Here is an 18,856-nt window from a genome sequence, read left to right as displayed (position 1 = left end):
TCTGACTAGGGGTAGATGATGAGAGCGATGGACAGACAGGTGCCCCGATGAGCCAGGCGCGGCTTTCCGACCATGTTTATGCGGCGATCGTGGAGATCATCAAGTCCGAAGGGATGGAGGTCGGCGCGCGCCTGCCCTCGGAAGCGCGACTGGCGGAAATGTTCGGCGTTTCGCGCTCGATCGTGCGCGAAGCGCTGATGCGGCTGGCGTCCGACGGCATTACCGAGGCGCGACGCGGCGCCGGCTCCTTCGTCAAGAGCCGCCCCTCCGACCGGCTGTCCGCCTTCATGCCTGCGACCGAACTGCCGACCACGCTCGGCAGCTATGAAGTGCGCTTCGTGCTGGAGGCGGAAGCTGCGCGACTGGCGGCGACACGGCGTACCGCGCCGGAGATGGCGCATATCGAGGAAGGCATGGGATTGCTGCGGGACGCCCTGTTGTCGAGCGAACCGGCCCATGCCGAGGATATGGAACTGCACCGTCGCATCGCCGAGGCGACGGGCAATCCCGCCTTCCTGATCGCCTTCGATGCGCTGCATGCCGATGTCGACAAGATCATGCGCGCGGGCGTAGACATCAGCCGCTCGCGCCCGCCGGAGGTGATCGCGACCATGTTGCGCGAGCATGAGCAGATCGTCGACGCGATCCACGCGCAAGACCCCGAAGGCGCGGCCCTCGCGATGCGCTGGCATCTATGGGAAGGGCGACGCCGCCTGATGCCGTAACGCCGCTGTGCCGGTCGCCCGGCCTCGCCCGACTTCGCGCTGAACGAACGGCAATGTCAATTGAGTAACGGAAGTGTTGGATTGCGGAAGGACGACTTTCGAAACATGCTCGTGCAAAGGCGGACATAAAATCCCGTCATGCCTGCGAATGCTGGCGTCTCAGGCGAAGGCGCACAGCCGTAGGGTTTGACCTTTCCCAGCCTTGTCCCGCCATCGCCTGAGACCCCAGCTTTCGCTGGCGTGACGATCAAGACGATAACGGTCTTCTGGTTGTGCAGCGTCGGCAACAAGCGACAGTTTCTGCTCGTCGCCTGCCATACTCTTTACGTCATGCCGGGCCTGACCGGGCAGCCCGCTTTCTTTGTCCTGCCCATATTTTGTGAAGAAGTGAACGTCCCGACCACGCCCGTCCGGGAGCCGCTCTGACACCCGAGGCGCCGCTGGAAAAATTCCACCGTCACCCACTAGCTGCAAGCGCAGCCAAAACCATCCCGGCGAAGACTTTCCCCTGTCCTATTGCCGATCGGCAGGCCTATCCTGCGACGTTCCTTGAAGTGTCGAAAAACGCCCATCCGGCACATACGGGCCGGTCACGGGGCAGCGCGTCGCGGACGCGTCGCTGACGCGTCCGGTTCGAAAAGGCCAGCGACAGTGTGAACTTCGTAGGAGATGCTTATTTCAGCACAGCCAGGCGAAAGAGCGGTCACGTAACTCGGCGAGCGGCGCATCGCTGTTCAGGATCATCGCCCGCTCCTGCGGGGAAGGCCGCTCCAGCGTCGCGAGCTGGCTGTCGAGCAGGCTGGCGGGCATATAATGGCCGGGGCGGTTCTGGAGCCGCATCAGCAACCGGTCGCGGCTGGCCTCCAGCAGGATGAAACGGACCGGCGCGCCGATCGCCACCCGCAGCCGATCGCGATAGGCCTGGCGCAGGGCCGAGCAGGCCGCGACCGCAACGCCATGCGTCCAGATGCTCGCCGCCACCGCCTGCCCCAGCCGGTCGAGCCAGGGCCAGCGATCCTCGTCGGTCAGCGGACGGCCGCTGCGCATCTTTTCCACCGCCTCGGCCGCATGGAAACTGTCGCCCTCCAGAAAGGGGCAGTCGAACCCGTCGGCCAGCAATGCGCCCAGGGTCGACTTTCCGCAACCGCTGACGCCCATGACGATGACGGCCAGGGGCGGCGGCGGGGCAGGATCGGCTGATGACGGCAAAGCGGCGTCCCTTGCAGACGGTCGATGCCCCATGGGCATCACGATGATGAAGCCCGGCTATACCGACGCAGGCAGTGCCATGGAAACTACGACCTTTGTCGCAAGTGCAAAGGTCGGTCTGCCCTTCTAGCCCTGCGATACAGGGTTTAGGACTGCATGGAGAGGCAGCTATGATCGGACGCAGCATGATCGCGGCTTTGCTGGCGGCGACCAGCATGGGGGCGCCGGCCTGGGCGGCCGGCACCTCCATCTTTCCGATCGCCCCCGACGAGCCTCATGCCGTCACGGTCAAAGCCAGGGGCGACGGCAAGGCCGATGACAGCGCCGCGATCCAGCAGGCGCTCGACCAGTCGCGCGACAGGACCGGCCACGGCATCGTCTTCCTGCCATCGGGTACCTACCGCATCACCCGCACCCTGGTCGTGCCCGCGGGGGTGCGCGTCTATGGCGTCGGACCAACGCGGCCGGTCATCCTGCTGGGCGCCAATACGCCCGGCTTTCAGCAGGGCGTCTCGACGATGATCGTCTTCGCCGGGGGCGACCAGTATAATGTCGGCAAAATACCCGTTCCGGTGCCAACCGTGGTGCCTCGCGAACGGCAGGTCCGCGACGCCAATTCGGGCACCTTCTATTCGGCGATGAGCAACGTCGACATAGAGATCGGCGCGGGCAATCCAGCGGCGGCGGGCGTGCGCTTCCGCATGGCCCAACATGCCTTCCTCAGCCATATGGAGTTCCGGCTGGGGACGGCCTTCGCCGGTGTCTATCAGGCGGGCAATGTCATCGAGAATGTCCATTTCCGGGGCGGCCGCTATGGCATCGTCACGGAAAAGACCTCGCCCGCATGGCAGTTCACCCTGCTCGATTCCAGCTTCGACGGGCAGCGGGACGCCGCCATCCGCGAGCATGAAGCGGGGCTGACCCTGGTCAATGTCTCGATCCGCAACACGCCCGTGGGGATAGAGATCGACCGCGGCTATGGCGACAGCCTCTGGGGCAAGGATGTCCGCTTCGAAAATGTGTCGAAGGCCGGTGTCGTCATCTCGAACGAGAAGAATGTGTTCACCCAAGTCGGTTTCGACAATGCGCTCGCCGTCAACAGCCCTGTCTTCGTCCGGTTCCGCGACAGCGACAGGACCGTGGCGGGCAAGGGCAAGGCCTACAAGGTTGCCGCCTTTTCCTATGGCCTCGCCGTCCCGGACCTGGGCCACATGGGAGACTACCGGACCGAAGCCGACATCCAGCCCCTGCCCGCCATGCCCGCCCCGCGTCTACCCGCCATCCGCGATCTGCCGCCGATGACCGAATGGATCAATGTCCGCACCCTGGGCGCAATGGGCGACGGCAAGGCAGACGATACTGCCGCGATCCAGAAGGCGATCGATGGCCACCGCATCCTCTATTTCCCGACCGGCTTCTACAAGGTGACGGACAAGCTGACGCTGCGGCCCGACAGCGTGCTGATCGGTCTGCACCCCGCCATCACGCAGCTCTACATACCTGATAGCAATCCAGCCCATGCCGGTCTTGGCCCGGTGCTGCCGATCCTGGAAAGCCAGAGGGATGGCGACAATATCCTCTCGGGCCTCGGTCTCTTCACCGGGCGCATCAACCCGCGCGCGTCCGCTCTGCTGTGGCGTTCGGGCGAGAAGAGCCTGGTCGAGGACGTCAAGATCATGGGGGGTGGCGGCACCCCGACCGCCGACGGCAAGATGCTGGGCGCATTGCGGGTGCATACCGGCGATCCGGTCACGGATGGCCGGCTGGACGCCCAATATCCCAGCATCTGGGTGACCGATGGCGGCGGCGGCACCTTCGCCAATGTCTGGAGTCCCAACAGCTTTGCACAGTCTGGCCTTCACGTCACCAACACCAGCACGCCCGGTCATATCTACGAAATGTCGGTCGAACATCATGCCCGCAACGAAATCGTGCTCGACAATGTGCAGAATTGGGAATTCCTGGCGCCGCAGACCGAGCAGGAGGTGGAAGACGGGCCGGACGCCATCTCGCTCGACATCCGCAATTCGAGCAATCTGCTGTTCGCCAACTATCATGGCTATCGCGTGACGCGCACCTACGCGCCGGAGAAGAGCGCGGTGAAGCTGACCAATTCGAGCGACATCCGCTTCCGCAACATCCATATCAATGCCGAAAGCGGCTTTGCCACATGCGACGAGGAAGGCTGCGGTACCTACCTGCGGGCGAGCAAATATCCGTTCGACAATGCGATCGAGGATGTGAGCCGCAAGCTGTTCGTGCGCGAGCGTGAATTTGCGAGGCTGGACATAGCCGCCGCCGACCGCAAGATCGCGCCGCCGCTGCCCACCAGCGCGAAGGTGGAGAAGCTGGAGGACGGTTTCTGGTCTATCTCCGGCGCGGTGGTGGATGCAAAAGGCACGCTCTATTTCATCGATCGCCGTTTCCAGCGCATCCATCGCTGGAGCGAGGACAAGGGACTGGAGGTCGTTCGGGACAATGCGCTCGATCCGGTCAATCTGGCGATCGACGCGTCGGGCCATCTGTTGATCCTTTCCTCGCTGGGACCGAAGGCTGGTGTCTACTCGGTCGATCCGGACGGGCCGCCCGACCAGATTACCCTGATTCGGCCGACCCCCGTGCGGGCCGGCGGCGCTGCAAAGACACTGTTGCCGGTCAACTGGTGGAACAATGGCGAATTCAGGGACCAGCTCGATCCCAGGACATATGAGTTCACCACGCTGGCGGAAATGTTCGCCCGCGACGTCGGCACGCCCAAGGCCGAGGAATATCTCTCACCCGACGGCAGCCTGTCGCTGCCGGCATTTCGCGTATGGCAGCAGGGGCCGGTCGACCATAGTGGCTGGCGCTGGTCCGACAGTCTGAACGCCAACGGCCTGATCGGCGGCAAGGTTGGCGACCGGCTCTTCGTCACCAATGGATCGGAGAATGCGACATATAGCGGTACGGTAGGTCCGGGCGGCACGCTGACCGACCTCCAGCGCTTCGCCAATCGCGGCGGCGAGAGCGTGGCGATCGATAGTCAGGGCCGCGTCTATGTCGCGAATGGACAGATCTTCGTCTACAGGCCGGATGGCAAGGAAGCCGGGCGCATCGATGTTCCGGAACGTCCGTTGCAGATCCTGTTCGGCGGCGCGGACAGGCGGACCCTGTTCATCCTGACGCATCATGCACTGTATGCCGCAAAGCCCTGAAAAACCGTCACCTGCGCGCCTACGACCTATGTCGTAAGTGCAGGAGCGAGAGCCAGGGGATACTCTTCACAGGATCGCCCGACACGGGCGTTGCCGGCTCCGGGAGAGCGGCCGGTCATAAAAGGGGAAGGATCAATGACAGTGACGATCGCAATCCATCGGCAACTGGCCAGCGTCAGCCTGGCGGCGATGGCGACCATGGTGCTGGCAGGCGCAGCGCAGGCCCAGACGGCGGCCGCGGCGCCAGCCCCGACCATAGCACCGCAGGCGCAGAGCGACGAAGCCGCCGCCCGCAACGCCGATATTGTTGTCACCGGATCGCGCATCACCACCAGCGGCTTCAACGCGCCCACGCCGACCACGGTGATCGGCGAGGAACAGATCGCCAACAATGCCCAGCCCAATATCTTCAACACCGTCGCCCAGCTGCCTTCGTTGCAGGGATCGACTGGCGCCGCCACGGGGACGTTCAGCACGTCGAGCGGCACGCAGGGCCTTAGTTCCTTCTCGCTGCGGGGCCTTGGCCCGATCCGCACGCTCACCCTGGTCGACGGACAGCGCGTGGTCGGCGCGAACGTGACCGGTGTGCCCGACATCAGCCTTTTCCCGCAATTGCTCATCAAACGGGTGGATGTCGTCACTGGCGGCGCGTCCGCTTCCTATGGATCGGACGCGGTCGGCGGCGTCGTCAACTTCATCACCGACACCAAGTTCGAAGGGTTCAAGGGCAATATCCAGGGCGGAATCACCCGCTACAACGACAATGAACAGGTGCTGGTGCAGGGCGCCTATGGCAAGTCGTTCGGCCGCTTCCACCTGGTCGTCAGTGGCGAATATGACCATGAAGAAGGGGTCGGTCCCGGCGATTTCGGCACAGACCTGGCCGGCAGCCGGGACTGGTATCGCGCCACGACGCTGGTCAATACCGGCGTCCTCACCAGCAGCAACCCGCAATATCTCTACCGCGACTATGGCCAGCCCTATCAGTACGCAAAATATGGCCTGATAAGCGCCGGGCCGTTGCAAGGCATCGCCTTCGACCAGAGCGGACAGCCCTATAATTTCAACTATGGTTCGAACGGCGTGCCCGCCCGGAATGCGGCGGGCAATGTCACCGGATGCTATGTCGGCTTCTGCGTAGGCGGCGACATGTCGGGCCATGTCGGATCGGGCACTTCGCTCCAGTCGGCCCTGGAGCGCATCAACGGCTATACCCGCCTCAGTTACGAGTTCGCCGACGACAACGAACTATACACCACAATCAACATTGCGCGGGTAAAGACCAACAACCAGCCTAATCCCGGCGCGGCAACGACCGGCCTGACGATGCAATGCGCCAATCCCTATCTGCCGGCATCGGTCAGGACCGCGTGCGCGACAGCGGGGATCACCAGCTTTCAATATGGCCTGAGCAACGCCATTCTACCGGAGAATATCCGGGTCTACACCAATCGCCGCCAATATCGTTTCGTGGGCGGCGCGAAGGGCAGGTTCGATGCGGCCGGCACCAACTGGAATTATGACGCCTATTATGAGCATGGCATCAACATCACCGACATCAATGTCGAGGATATCATGCTCCCCGCCCGCTTCCGACAGGCGATCAACGCGATCGAACTGAATGGCGCGATCGTCTGCGCCGATCCAGTCGCTCGTGCCAATGGTTGCCAGCCGATCAACGTGTTCGGCGGGGCGACGCCTTCGGCCGCGGCGCTGGCCTATGTCACCCCGGAAAACGGGCCGTTCCAGCATACCAGGCAGACTCAGGACGTCGCCAGCCTCAACTTCTCCGGCAATCCGTTCGAGTTGTGGGCCGGTCCGGTTTCGGTCGCGTTCGGCGGCGAATATCGACGCGAATTCTACCGCGTGAACGCCGACGCCTACGGCGCGGGGGTATCAAGCCTGAGCCCCAACAACGCCGACTATCCGGCGGACCCGATCCTCAACGCCGTCAACGGCAGCAACTGGTATGCGGGCAATTATAAAAACGGCCGCGGCAAATATCATGTGATCGAGGGCTTCGTGGAAGTCGACGTGCCGCTTATCAATTCCGATGCCATGGGGCGCGCCAATCTGAACGCGGCGGCGCGCGTCACCGACTACAGCACGTCGGGCACCGTCTGGTCGTGGAAGGTCGGCGGCACCTGGGACACGCCGCTCGACGGCTTCCGCCTGCGCGCCGTGACATCACGGGACGTGCGCGCGCCCAACCTTTCGGAATTGTTCGCCGCGCCGGTGACGACGACAGTTCCCAACTTCACCGATCCGCGCAACGGCGGGTCTCAGGTGCTGATCATTCAGAACACCGTCGGCAACCCCGATCTGAAGCCGGAAATCGCCCGCAATACCGAGATCGGCGCAGTGCTCTCCAATCCGTCCTGGTTGCCCGGTTTCAGCCTGTCGGTCGACTATTACAAGATCAAGCTCAAGGGTGTGATTTCGAGCCTCTCGGCGCAGCAAATCGTCAATTTCTGCTATCTCGAAGGCATCACCTCCACCTGCGGTGCGTTCGACCTGGACAATCCGACATTCAAGTTCGTCAACGTCCAGTCCTTCAACCTCGCATCGATCGACACGGACGGTTTCGACATCGAGGCGAGCTACCAGTGGCGCAATCCGCTGGGCCTGGACGGTAGTTTCACGGTCCGCGCCCTTGCCACCCATGTCCGCAAGTTCGTGACTGATACGGGCATCCCCCGCGTCACCCCGGTCGATACCGCAGGCAATAATGCGGGGGCTACACCGGACTGGAAATGGCTGGCGATCCAGACCTATGAGAATGACCGGTTCAGCTTTACCGTCACCGAACGCTGGTTCAGCGACGGCACATTCGGCAACCAATATATCGTCTGTCAGCCCGGAAGCTGCCCGACGTCGACCAGCAACAATCCGACGATCGACCGCAATTTCATGAAGGGCGCCTTCTATGTCGACATTGGCGGTTCCTATAAAGTGACGGACAATATTCGCGCCTTCTTCAAGGTCGACAATCTGTTCGACCATGATCCTGAACCCTCGCCCCAGACGAACACCGGTCTGGACGTCAATCCTGCGCTCTACGACACGCTGGGCCGCACCTATCGGGCGGGCGTCCGTTTCAATTTCTAGCCAACCATCCTAACCTCCCCCCAACCTGGTCCCGGCCCTGCACGGCCGGGACATTTATTCCTGCTGGAGCCTCATCAATGTATCGCGGATTGAGCGGAGCCTGTGCATCTGTCCTGCTGTCCCTGGCGGCAGCGCAATCCGCCCTCGCCTCTCCGTCCGTCTATACAGTAGCACCGGACGAGCCGCGGGCGGTGACGGTGCAAGGCGTGGGCGACGGCCGCGCCGACGACAGCGCGGTGATCCAGCAAGCGATTGACAAGGCGGCCGAAAAGGGCGGTGGCGGGATCGTCTTCCTGCCGGCCGGCACCTATCGGATCAGCCGCACCCTTTTCCTCTGGCCCGGCATCCGCATCTTCGGCATCGGCGCGCAGCGCCCGGTCATCCTGCTGGGCGAGAATACGCCGGGATTCCAGCGCGGCGTCGCCCATATGCTGATGTTCACCGGGAGCGCTCGCCAGACCGACAAGGACAGCCCGCCCGCCGCTTTTCCACCCGCGGGCAGCGTGCCCTTCAACAAGAATATAGCCGATGCCAACCCCGGCACATTCTATTCCGCGCTGGGCAATATCGATTTCCGGATCATGGACGGCAACCCGGCGGCCACCGCCATCCGATTCCATTCGGCGCAACATAGTTTCGTCAGCCATGTCGATTTCGACATCGGATCGGGGCTGGCCGGTCTCTACCATGTCGCGAACGAGGCGGAGGATCTGCATTTCAAGGGCGGCCGCTACGGAATCCTGGCCGAGAAGCCATCGCCGGCCTGGCCCTTTGCCTTGGTGGACGCGACCTTCGAGGGACAGCGCGAGGCCGCCATCCGCGAGCATGAAGCGGGGCTGACGCTGGTCAACGTCGCATTCCGCAACGTGCCGGTCGGGATCGAGATCGACCGGGGCTATGGCGACTGGCTGTGGGGCCAGGATGTCCGTTTCGAGAATGTTTCGAAGGCGGGGGTCATCATCTCCAATGAAAGCAACGTCTACACCCAGGTTGGTTTCCAGAATGTGCTGGCAGCCAATACCCCGACCTTCGCCCGTTTCCGCGAAAGCGGCCGGACCGTGGCTGGCGCTGGCGCGGCCTACAAGGTTTCGTCCTTCACCCATGGCCTGACGCTGCCGGGCCTGGGCCGGATCGGCGAATACAAGACCGAGATGCAGGCGGAGCGCGTCGCCAGCCTGCCCGCGCCGGCCGCGCCGGCCATCCGGCCGCTGCCGCCCGTGTCCGAATGGGTCAGCGTGCGGACGTTCGGTGCAAAAGGCGATGACCGCACGGATGATACGGCCGCAATCCAAAAGGCGATCGACAAGCACCGCGTCGTCTATCTGCCCGCTGGTTTCTACCGGGTCAGCGACACGCTGCGCCTTCGCCCCGATACCGTCCTGCTGGGCCTGCATCCCAGCCTGACGCAGATCGTACTGCCCGACGGTACGCCCGCCTGGCAGGGCATAGGCGCGCCCAAGGCACTGGTTGAGAGCGCGCAGGGCGGCGATGCGATCGTTGCGGGCCTCGGCCTCGACACGAACGGTGCCAATCCGCGCGCGACGGCCCTGCTCTGGAAGGCCGGCGCCGCTTCGATGGTGAATGACGTCAAGTTCCAAGGCGGCCATGGCACGGACCGGTTCGATGGCAGCCGCGTCAACCCCTACAACAACAACGCCACCGCAGATCCCGACGCGGCCCGGCGCTGGGCGGGGCAATATGCCAGCTTGTGGGTGACGCAGGGCGGCGGCGGCACCTTCGCCAACATCTGGAGTCCGAGTACCTTCGGCCACCCCGGCATCCTGATTTCGGACACCCAGACACCCGGTCGCATCATCCAGGCGTCGGTCGAGCATCATGTCCGCACCGAAATCGGCCTGAACCGCGTCGCCAACTGGGAACTGCTCGCGCCGCAGACGGAGGGAGAGGCAGGCGAAAGCGGCGACGCCGTAGCGCTGGAAATCCGGGATTCCCGCAATATCTTGGTCGCCAATTTCCATGGCTACCGCGTGACCCGCACGCGCGAACCGGCGCCCGCCGCTGTCACCCTCTACAACTCGCACGACATCCGGTTCCGCAACGTCCATGTGAATGGCGAGAGCGGGCTTGGCACCTGCGACGAGAAAGGCTGCGCCACCTTCCTGCGACTTACCAAATTCCCGTTCGAGAACGCCATTCGCGACGTGACCCATGGCCTGGACGTGCGCGAGCGCGAGTTCGCCGTGCTCGACGTGCCGGCCCGGCCCGATCCGGTGACGCCGTCGGCGTTCCTGGGCGGCAGGGTCGAGACGCTGGCGGAGGGCTTTCATTCGATCGGCGGCGGCGCCGTCGATGTGCAGGGCCGGCTCTACTTCATCGATCGCCGCTTCCAGCGCATCTGGCGCTGGTCGGACGACCGGAAACTGGAACTGGTGCGCGACGCCGCGCTGGACCCGGTCAACCTGACGATCGACCGATCCGGCAATCTGCTGGTGCTGTCATCCTACGGACGCAACGGCACGGTCTACAGCGTCAAGCCCGACGCGCCGGACAGCGAGATCCGCGTCATCGCCGCAACGCCTGCGACCGGCCATGCCGGCGCTTCGACGGTGCTGCCGGTGAACTGGTGGAATAACGGTGAATTCCGCGACCAGATCGATCCCACGACCTATGAGTTCACGACGCTTGCCCAGATGTTCGCGCGCGACATGGCGGTCCCCCACCCCCAGGAATATGTGTCGCCCGACGGCAGCATCGTCCTCCCCGCCTGGCGGGTGTTCGCGCAGGGACCGGCCGACCATCGCGGCCTGCGCTTCTCCCATTCGCTCGACAGCTATGGCTTCATCCAGGGGAAACCAGGCGGGCGGGTCTACGTCACCAATGGCTCGGAAAACCGGACCTATAGCGGCCTGGTCGGTTCCGGGGGCGCCATCACCGACCTGAAGGTCTTTGCGGAGCGTGGCGGCGAAGGCGTGACGGCCGACGCCGATGGACGCGTCTATGTCGCCAATGGCCAGATTTTCGTCCACGCACGCGATGGTAAGGCGATCGGTCGGATCGACGTGCCCGAACGCCCGCTTCAGATCCTTTTCGGCGGGACGGATGGCAAGACATTGTTCATCCTGGCCCATCACGGCCTGTATGCCTGGCGGCAGCCCTGAGTGCGCCCGCCTATCCTTCGCGCGCGACCTGAAAGCCCGCGAAGGACTGGCTGACCGGCATCAGTTCGATGCTGTTGAAATTGAGATGGGCTGGCTGCTGCGCGACCCACAACAGGGTCTGGGCGATATCGTCCGCGGTCATCGGATTGGCATTGCCGTAAAGCGTATCGGACGCCGCCTGGCTGCCGGTCCGCACCAGTGTGAATTCGGTTTCCACCATGCCCGGTTCGATCGAGGTGACGCGCACGCCAGTACCGTGCAGGTCGGACCGCAGGCCAAGGGTGAATTGCTTCACGAACGCCTTGGTCCCGCCATAGACGTTGCCCCCGGTGTAGGGATAGGTCGCGGCGATTGAACTCAGATTGATGATCGCGCCTTTGCGATCGACCAGCCGCGGCAGCAGCTTGTGCGTGATCGCCACCAACCCGCTGATATTGGTATCGATCATCTGCTGCCATTGGGTCAGGTCAGCCTGCTGCGCCGGCGCGGTGCCGAGCGCCAGTCCGGCATTGTTGACGAGCAGATCGACGCCCCGAAAATCGTCGGGGAGCGATTCCAGCGCCGCATCGAGCGCAGCTTCATCCCGCATGTCGAAGACGAGCGACTGCATTTGCGGCCCGATCTCGGCCGCCAGTGCTTCCAGCCGATCTACCCGGCGACCGGTGCCGATTACCCGCCAGCCCGCTGCGGCGAACGCCCGAACGGCGGCCTCACCAATCCCGGCGGTCGCGCCCGTGATGAAGGCGGTTCTGGTCGTCATGTCGTCTCCTGTCGCCGGGCTGCAAACCCAAAATGGTAGCGCTCCTCAACCACATAGAGCGATTTATCCGCGTCGGACAGCTCCAATCACCCGATCATTTTGGAAAGACCAATATGATTTTTCGGATTGATTTGTCCGACAAGGCGTGTCACCCATCATCACAGAATCCCAAATAGGGGTTCGTGGGGTTATATGCTGGGAGCTGACCAAGGGTCGCTCCAAGTCCGTAGAGAGGGGCAAACTCCCCCGGCGGATGTCAGTCCCGGCGACAGGGTGGAGAGGGTGCATGAAACATCGAATCGATGTCCGTCATATCATGGTTGCGACCGCGTCCTGGTCGGCGCTTGGGCTGGCCTTGCTATCGGGGGGGCAGGTCGCCGCGCAATCGACCGGATCATCGAGCGTAAGCGAAGCCGACATCGTCGTGGTCGGATCGCGCGCGAGCCAGCAGTCCGCCAACAATCGCAAGAAGGACGCCAAGACCGCGACCGACTCGATCGTCGCAGATGACATCGGCTCCTTCCCTGATCGCAACGTCAACGAAGCCATTTCCCGTATTCCCGGCGTCGCGCTGGGCCGCAACGAATTTGGCGAGGGCGAATCCGTCGCGGTGCGTGGCAACGGCCCCGACCTGACCCGCGTCGAACTGGACGGCATCGGTGTGCAGAGCACGACCGGCCTCGCATTGGGCACGTCGGGCGGGCGCAGCGCCGACCTGCGCGAACTGCCGGCCGAAATCGTGAAGAGCGTGGACGTGGTCAAGGGTTCGACCGCAGACATGACCGAAGGGTCGCTCGGCGGATCGGTCCAGATCAAGACCCGCACCGGCCTGGACTTCAAGAAGCCCTATTTCTCCTTCCGGGGCGGCGCGGGCCAGAATTCGCTGGGCAAGGACTGGACTCCCGACTTCAATGCGGTCGCGGCGCGCAAATTCTTCGACGACCGCCTCGGCGTCATCGTCAGCGGCAGCTATTCCAAAATCCAGAATAACGGCCATGGCTACGAGACGACGACCAGCAACAATCGCGGCTATGCCCGCCTGTTCGACTTCGACCAGTCACCGGAAAAAACGTTCGAATATAATCCGAGCGTGATCGGCACCGATGCCGCCGACGTCCTCTTCCCCAACAGCAGCGAAACGCCGCGATCGCTGATCACCAAGTCCGCTTCGGCCCAGAGCAAGGCGGATTGCTTCAACCTGTTCCCGCACAATCCGACCGGAACGACCGGCCAGCGATCGCAGCGCATCCTGGAACAGCAGAGCTGCCTTAACCAGTGGAACGATTATACGCCGTCGCTGCTGCGCAATTTCATGAACACCCAGACCGACGAGCGTTACGCGATCGACGCCCGCCTGGACTATCGGCTGACCGACAATCTGACCGTCTTCGCGAAGGGCACCATGGCCAATCGCAAGGTGCATGACCAAAATCGCAGCCGCAACCCGGTGACATTGTTCGGGCAGAATATCAACGGCACCTTCGTCGACAGCACGACAGGCTATCCGCGCAGGCGCACCGTGTCCCCGACGGCGCCCGCAGGCTATTATCTGTTCGACGGCCTGAACAATGTCGGTAACAATGCGACTTTTGGCAATGTGCTGAACGTCGTGCCCGGCAGTGTCGTGGTGGACGACAGTCACAATGTCACGCAGATGACCCTCACCAACAATGCGGTGAATATCGACCAGATCGAAAACACGATCGACACCAAGACCAAATATGGCCAGTTCGGCGCAGAATATCGCGGCGACCGGCTGGAAATCGACGCCATGGCAGGGATGACGCAGGCGCGGTCGAGCCGGGGCGACATGCGAACCTCGCGCAATTACGCCTATGGCGACGCGACGCTGACGCTTCAGCCCAACGGGCTTTGGGACGTCGCGCTACCGGACAATTATGATGAGACCAACCCGGCGAACTTCGTCCAGCTGAACGCGCCGACCTGCATCGGCGGCGGCACTGCGCCGACCTGCATCGGCCAGACCGCCGTGGCCGCCGGCCCGAACGGCCCGGCGACGCCGGCCTACACGGTCGGGCAGATGCCGCTGACCACGCCATCGTTCGGCGTATCCTATTCACCGCAGCTGGGCGAATCCTCCGAACGTATCGCGAAGCTCGACATCGCTTACAAGACGGACGAGTTCTTGCCCTTCATCACGCGGGTGAAGGTCGGCGGCATGTACCGCAAGAACAAGCTGGATCGCTGGGGCGGCGGCGGCTATACGGTCAGCAGCGCGGTGGGCACCTTCGGCCAGCCTGGCTATGTGCCCGCCGTCATCGTGCCGACCGCCAACGTCCGCGGCACGCTGCGCGCCTGCCAGCCGACGGCGGGCTCTTCGGCGCCCGGCGGGCTTGGCTGCAATTATGGCTTCGTTCCCAGCACCAACCCGCTGAACGTCCGATCGGGGGTGGACACGCTGACGCCAGGCGATCTGGAAGCGCTGTTCCGCCGGACGCTGGAGGACAGCGATTCCCAATATTTCGGCGGCCTGCCCAACCGCGGCAACTTGCCGCCCGCCTGGCAAGGCATCCGTACCGACGAACTGTTCGATGCGCTCGGCGCTTCGCAATATATGAATTTCGATTGCCTCAAGACCTGCATGGGCAGCGACGGCCAGATGTATGACCAGCCGGTCACGCGCGTCCGCGAAGAGATCAAGAATATCTACGCGATGCTCGACTTCGAACAACAATTGCCCTGGGGCCTGGTCTTCAACGGCAATGTCGGCGTACGCGGCGTGTTCGCAAAGGTCAGCGGTTCAGCGCTGCTGACGCTGAGCACCATCCGCACCACCCCGACCTTCAATCCGGCCGACCCCGACAATCCGGGCGGTATCATCGTCCAGACCTTCAGCCAGAATACGACGCTCAACGCCAGCACCAGCGACTGGTTGCCGAGCTTCAATTTCAACCTCTGGGGCTTCAACGACACGGTGGCGCTGCGCCTCTATGGCGGCAAGACCGTGGCGCGGCCGTCGATGGACCGCCTGATCGCCGGCGGCACCTGCACCATCGACCAGCGCAGCCTGCTCGACACATCGGGCGACGATATTTTCGGCTGCACCGGCCGGGTCGGCAATCCGGGGCTGAAGCCCTTTACCGCCTGGAGCTACAACGCATCGCTGGAATGGTATCCCAATGCCGATACGTTGCTGTCGGTTGCCTATGGCAAGCTGGACGTGAAGACCGGCAATCCGATCGCCGTGACCCGCATCGCCCGCCCCTTCGCGGGCAGCGATCAGGTCGACCCGGCGACCGGCCAGCCGCTATCCGACTATGAGTTCAGCTATCCCACCTGGGACAATGGCCCGGGCTACAAGCGATCCATCTGGGAGTTTTCGGCCAAGACTGCCTTCACCTTCCTGCCCTGGTTCCTGAAATATACCGGCGCGGACGTGAATATGTCGATCCTGGGTTCCTCAGCCACCACCGGGCAGCAGGATCCTTTGACCGGCGACGTGATGGCACCACCCGAAGAATCGAAGCGCTACCTGAATGCGTCGCTCTGGTATGACGACGGCAAGCTCAACATGCGCGTCGCCTACCAGAAACGCAGCGCGCGGTTCTCCTGCATCACACCGTGCGGCGGGAATAATATCGACATCAATTATCCCGGCGAACAATGGACCAATGTCCGCCTGGTCGCGCCCGGATATAATCCCGGCGTACCGCGCTTCATCGACTCGACTACCTTCATCGATGCGAAGATTTCCTACAACGTCACGCGCAACTTCCAGATCTACATGGAAGGACGCAACATGACGCGGGAGGCCGCCACGATATCGACCGGCAGCTATGTTCCGTTCGCGGACGGCACGCCACGCGTGATGCGCCTGTCCTATGGCGGCCGTCGCATCATGGGCGGCATCCGCATCCAGTTCGGCAATTGAGGCGCGAAGGGCGCGGTCAGCGAGGCGCTGATGCGCGTGTCGGACAAATGCGTCCAGGTGATGGGGGGCACGGGCGTTTCGGGCGACACCGTGGTGGAGCAAATCTTCCGCGAGGTCCGCGCCTTCCGTATCTATGACGGCCCGACCGAAGTGCATAAATGGAGCCTGGCCAAGAAGATCAAGCGCGACTTTCTGAAGGCGCAGGCAGTATGAGCAGCGGCGCGGACGCCAATGCCGGAACGACGGCCGTGCGCGAGGGCTATGCCTTCGACGAGGGCGCGCTCGCCGACTGGATTCGGGCGCACATCCCCGACTTTTCCGGGCCATTGACGGTCGAGCAGTTCAAGGGGGGGCAATCCAATCCGACCATCGGCTAGTGACCCCGGCCCGTTCCTATGTCTTGCGGCGCAAACCGCCGGGCCTGTTTCTCAACGGCGCCCATGCGATCGAGCGCGAGGTCAAGGTACTGACAACGCGGGAGCAGGCGGCCTTCCCCCTTCCCCATATTTTCGGACGCTGCGAGGATGGCGACCAGATGGGCACGCCCTTCTACGTCATGGACCTGGTCGAGGTGCGGATCTTTTGGGACGCTAACCTGCCCGACGTCCCGCGCGACGAGCGTCCGGCCTATTTTGATGCGATGAACGCCGCCATGGCCCAGCTTCACAGTGTCGATGTCCATGCCCGAAAACATCCCGCCGGACGACGAAAGCGCGATCGTCCATGGCGATTTCTGCTGTGACAACATGATATTCCACCCCCGCGAGCCGCGTGTGCTGGCCGTGCTGGACCGGGAATTGTCAACGCTGGGCCTTCCGCTGGCCGACTTCGCCTATCACGCGATGATGTACCGGATGCCACCCGAGATCGTCGCGGGGCTGGCCGGCGCGGACCGGCCGGGTCGGGGTCGATCACTGGCTTTTCTACATCGCCTCCAACTTCTTCCGGCTGGCAGCCATCGCGCGGCGCGGCCTTGAGCGCTGATGCGGGGACGAAGCGGCGCGCTGCCCTGCGCCGGCGGGATTGCACCTCCCAAATGGGAGGCTATAATGCCATGCCATGCGACTGGACGACAATGGATTGCTGGCCGCGCTGCACGAGGGGATATTCGAGCAGCCGCTCTGGCACGGCTTCCTGGAGAAACTGCGCGCGCGGACCGGCGCCCTCTATGTCGCGCTTGCATTCCGTCCGATCGACGAGGAGGCGATCGTCGAGCTGCATACCGGCCCGGCCACGCCGCCCCATCTGGACCGGCTGTTCAGCGAACAATATGATCGGCGCGATCCGTTGCCCTACAGGGACATGCGCGAGGCGCGCGTCTATACGCTGGACGAGTTGCTCAACCCCCTCGACCCGGTGCAGCGCGCCTATCGGGACGATTTTCTGCACGGCCTCGGCATCGCCGACATGCGATCGGTCCGGGTCGCGGAACCCAGCGGCGTCGATGCGTGGCTGACCTGTGCGGGCGACCATCGGATCGGATCGACGGTGAGCGCCCTGCTGACGGCGCTGGTGCCGCATGTGCGGATCGCGCTGCGCAGCTTCATCGCACTGGAGCGCGAACGGTTCCGTTCCTCCCTGACATCCGACGCTTTCGGACGGTTGAACTTCGGCTGGCTGACGCTGGATGCGCGCTGCCGCATCATCGACATGACCCCCCATGTGGAGCAGCTGTTCCAACGCACGGCCGTCCTGCGCCGGGGCCGCTATGATCGCCTGACGCCTGCGTCGCCCGCAGTGGATCGCACGCTGACCGCGCTCGTCAAATCCTATACCGAAGCGGGCGAGGGCCGCCCGCGTGCGTTCAACCTGAGCCGCGACCCCTGGATGGACATGCTGGTCACGCCCGTCCACAGTCGCTTCGCATCACCCCATTCCAAGCCTGTCGCCATCGCCTATCTGAGCGGAGACCGCTGGTCCCATGCCGATCGATGCGACCAGCTGGCCGATCTGTTCGGGCTGCTGCCCAGCGAAGCGAGGCTGGCCTGGGCTATTGCCAGCGGCTTTTCCATCCAGGAAGCCGCGGTGGAACTCGGAATCACAGTGGAAACGGCCCGCAACTATTCCAAGAAAGTCTACGCCAAGACCGGCGCACGCGGCCAGGCCGAGTTGGTGCGCAATATCCTGACCAGCGTGCTGTCGATAGCAGGCAACCCCTGAGCGGGCGCTGCGGCGGCCCATGTCACGACGAGCACAGCGGCCGGAAAGATCGACGTGCGGGAGATGATCCGCTACTTCCATGACACGGAATGACAGGGGGAGAGGATATGGAAGAGCCGCTGCATCGGCGTGGCCTGCTCAAGGCGATGCCTTTTCTCGCGCTGGCCGGCGGCGTGCCGACAGCCCAGGCCAAGGAAACCGACGCCCTGCCCGCGCCGCCGCTGATCCTCGCCATGCGGCTGCGGGTGCTGATCGGCCCGGCGCAGGAACTGGGCATGGTGGACGGTGCGCGCAAGCGGGTCATCCCGATTGTCGGGGGCAGCTTTGACGGCCCGCGCCTGACCGGAAGGGTCTTGCCCGGCGGCGCCGACTGGCAGACAATCCGCTCCGACGGCACGGCCGACATCCTCGCCCGCTATTCAATCGAGGCAAGCGACGGCAGCATCCTTTCCATCGTCAATCCCGGCTATCGGCGCGGCCCCGCTCCGGTCCTGGCCCGGATCGCGGCGGGCGAGGCCGTGGATCCCGCTCTTTATTACTTCCGCACGACCCCGCGCTTCGAGGTGGCGAGCGAAAGTCCCCACGCCTGGCTCGGCCGCACCGTCTTCCTGTGCAGCGCCGCACGCTATAAGGACCATGTACGGCTCGATATTTTTGAAGTCGGCTGAACAAAAAAACGACATGGAGCG

At 63.7% G+C, this 18,856-nt stretch carries 11 protein-coding genes and 2 pseudogenes; 11 read left to right on the top strand and 2 right to left on the bottom strand.

Annotated features, from left to right (window positions below):
* The first annotated feature begins 47 nt into the window (after positions 1 to 47).
* Positions 48 to 725 (top strand): FadR/GntR family transcriptional regulator, encoded by a 678-nt coding sequence (locus A7Q26_RS08530; protein ID WP_066858950.1) that lies wholly within the window; start codon positions 48 to 50, stop codon positions 723 to 725.
* A 240-nt stretch (positions 726 to 965) separates the two neighbouring features.
* The gene (locus A7Q26_RS08525; protein ID WP_066858949.1) at positions 966 to 1,151 is read left to right on the top strand and encodes a hypothetical protein; all 186 of its coding nucleotides are present in this window, start codon (positions 966 to 968) and stop codon (positions 1,149 to 1,151) included.
* Positions 1,152 to 1,403: 252 nt separating this feature from the next.
* Here A7Q26_RS08525 and A7Q26_RS08520 read toward each other — a convergent pair whose 3' ends face one another.
* A complete protein-coding gene (locus tag A7Q26_RS08520; protein ID WP_066858948.1) occupies positions 1,404 to 1,934 on the bottom strand; it encodes a gluconokinase in 531 nt (176 codons plus the stop codon).
* 170 nt (positions 1,935 to 2,104) lie between these two features.
* On the opposite strand from A7Q26_RS08520, the gene A7Q26_RS08515 reads away from it, so the two are divergent.
* From A7Q26_RS08515 to A7Q26_RS08505, 3 genes are all read left to right on the top strand, one after another.
* Positions 2,105 to 5,128 carry a glycosyl hydrolase family 28-related protein gene (locus tag A7Q26_RS08515; protein WP_066858947.1) on the top strand — a complete coding sequence of 1,008 codons (3,024 nt, stop codon included), beginning with the start codon at positions 2,105 to 2,107 and terminating at the stop codon, positions 5,126 to 5,128.
* 135 nt (positions 5,129 to 5,263) lie between these two features.
* Positions 5,264 to 8,236 carry a TonB-dependent receptor plug domain-containing protein gene (locus A7Q26_RS08510; RefSeq protein ID WP_066858946.1) on the top strand — a complete coding sequence of 991 codons (2,973 nt, stop codon included), beginning with the start codon at positions 5,264 to 5,266 and terminating at the stop codon, positions 8,234 to 8,236.
* A gap of 77 nt (positions 8,237 to 8,313) precedes the next feature.
* The gene (locus A7Q26_RS08505) at positions 8,314 to 11,355 is read left to right on the top strand and encodes a glycosyl hydrolase family 28-related protein (protein WP_066858945.1); all 3,042 of its coding nucleotides are present in this window, start codon (positions 8,314 to 8,316) and stop codon (positions 11,353 to 11,355) included.
* Positions 11,356 to 11,365: 10 nt separating this feature from the next.
* On the opposite strand, the gene A7Q26_RS08500 is transcribed toward A7Q26_RS08505, so the two are convergent.
* Positions 11,366 to 12,115, bottom strand: a complete 750-nt coding sequence (locus A7Q26_RS08500; RefSeq protein WP_066858944.1) for an SDR family NAD(P)-dependent oxidoreductase — start codon at positions 12,113 to 12,115, stop codon at positions 11,366 to 11,368.
* A 286-nt stretch (positions 12,116 to 12,401) separates the two neighbouring features.
* On the opposite strand from A7Q26_RS08500, the gene A7Q26_RS08495 reads away from it, so the two are divergent.
* The 6 genes and pseudogenes from A7Q26_RS08495 to A7Q26_RS08470 all read left to right on the top strand — a co-directional run bounded on the left by A7Q26_RS08495 (position 12,402) and on the right by A7Q26_RS08470 (position 18,835).
* Complete coding sequence (locus tag A7Q26_RS08495) at positions 12,402 to 16,007, top strand: TonB-dependent receptor (RefSeq protein ID WP_066858943.1); 3,606 nt, start codon at positions 12,402 to 12,404, stop codon at positions 16,005 to 16,007.
* Between the two features lie 3 nt (positions 16,008 to 16,010).
* Positions 16,011 to 16,220: pseudogene (locus A7Q26_RS08490) on the top strand (acyl-CoA dehydrogenase family protein); the annotation flags it as partial.
* Positions 16,217 to 16,384 carry a hypothetical protein gene (locus A7Q26_RS25850; protein ID WP_232313729.1) on the top strand — a complete coding sequence of 56 codons (168 nt, stop codon included), beginning with the start codon at positions 16,217 to 16,219 and terminating at the stop codon, positions 16,382 to 16,384. The pseudogene A7Q26_RS08490 and the gene A7Q26_RS25850, both read left to right, overlap by 4 nt.
* Positions 16,384 to 16,984 (top strand): annotated as a pseudogene (locus A7Q26_RS24545) (phosphotransferase family protein). The gene A7Q26_RS25850 and the pseudogene A7Q26_RS24545 overlap by 1 nt, the downstream one beginning before the upstream one ends.
* 82 nt (positions 16,985 to 17,066) lie before the next feature.
* Positions 17,067 to 18,167: a helix-turn-helix transcriptional regulator gene (locus A7Q26_RS08475; RefSeq protein WP_066858939.1), complete on the top strand. Its 1,101-nt coding sequence runs from the start codon at positions 17,067 to 17,069 to the stop codon at positions 18,165 to 18,167.
* A 107-nt stretch (positions 18,168 to 18,274) separates the two neighbouring features.
* Entirely contained in the window at positions 18,275 to 18,835 is a 561-nt protein-coding gene (locus A7Q26_RS08470; protein ID WP_066858938.1) for a DUF3237 domain-containing protein, read from the top strand.
* Positions 18,836 to 18,856: the final 21 nt, after the last annotated feature.

Source organism: Sphingobium sp. TCM1, assembly GCF_001650725.1.
In the GTDB taxonomy this organism is placed as follows: domain Bacteria; phylum Pseudomonadota; class Alphaproteobacteria; order Sphingomonadales; family Sphingomonadaceae; genus Sphingobium.
This window is presented reverse-complemented; position numbering and strand designations above follow the sequence as displayed.

Excerpts from the sequence above, each read along its gene's own strand:
- A7Q26_RS08515 (WP_066858947.1), top strand. The coding sequence starts at position 2,105 with ATGATCGGACGCAGCATGATCGCGGCTTTGCTGGCGGCGACCAGCATG.
- A7Q26_RS08500 (WP_066858944.1), bottom strand. The coding sequence starts at position 12,115 with ATGACGACCAGAACCGCCTTCATCACGGGCGCGACCGCCGGGATTGGT.
- A7Q26_RS08470 (WP_066858938.1), top strand. The coding sequence starts at position 18,275 with ATGGAAGAGCCGCTGCATCGGCGTGGCCTGCTCAAGGCGATGCCTTTT.
- A7Q26_RS08505 (WP_066858945.1), top strand. The coding sequence starts at position 8,314 with ATGTATCGCGGATTGAGCGGAGCCTGTGCATCTGTCCTGCTGTCCCTG.
- A7Q26_RS08530 (WP_066858950.1), top strand. The coding sequence starts at position 48 with ATGAGCCAGGCGCGGCTTTCCGACCATGTTTATGCGGCGATCGTGGAG.
- A7Q26_RS08510 (WP_066858946.1), top strand. The coding sequence starts at position 5,264 with ATGACAGTGACGATCGCAATCCATCGGCAACTGGCCAGCGTCAGCCTG.
- A7Q26_RS08475 (WP_066858939.1), top strand. The coding sequence starts at position 17,067 with ATGCGACTGGACGACAATGGATTGCTGGCCGCGCTGCACGAGGGGATA.
- A7Q26_RS08495 (WP_066858943.1), top strand. The coding sequence starts at position 12,402 with ATGAAACATCGAATCGATGTCCGTCATATCATGGTTGCGACCGCGTCC.
- A7Q26_RS25850 (WP_232313729.1), top strand. The coding sequence starts at position 16,217 with ATGAGCAGCGGCGCGGACGCCAATGCCGGAACGACGGCCGTGCGCGAG.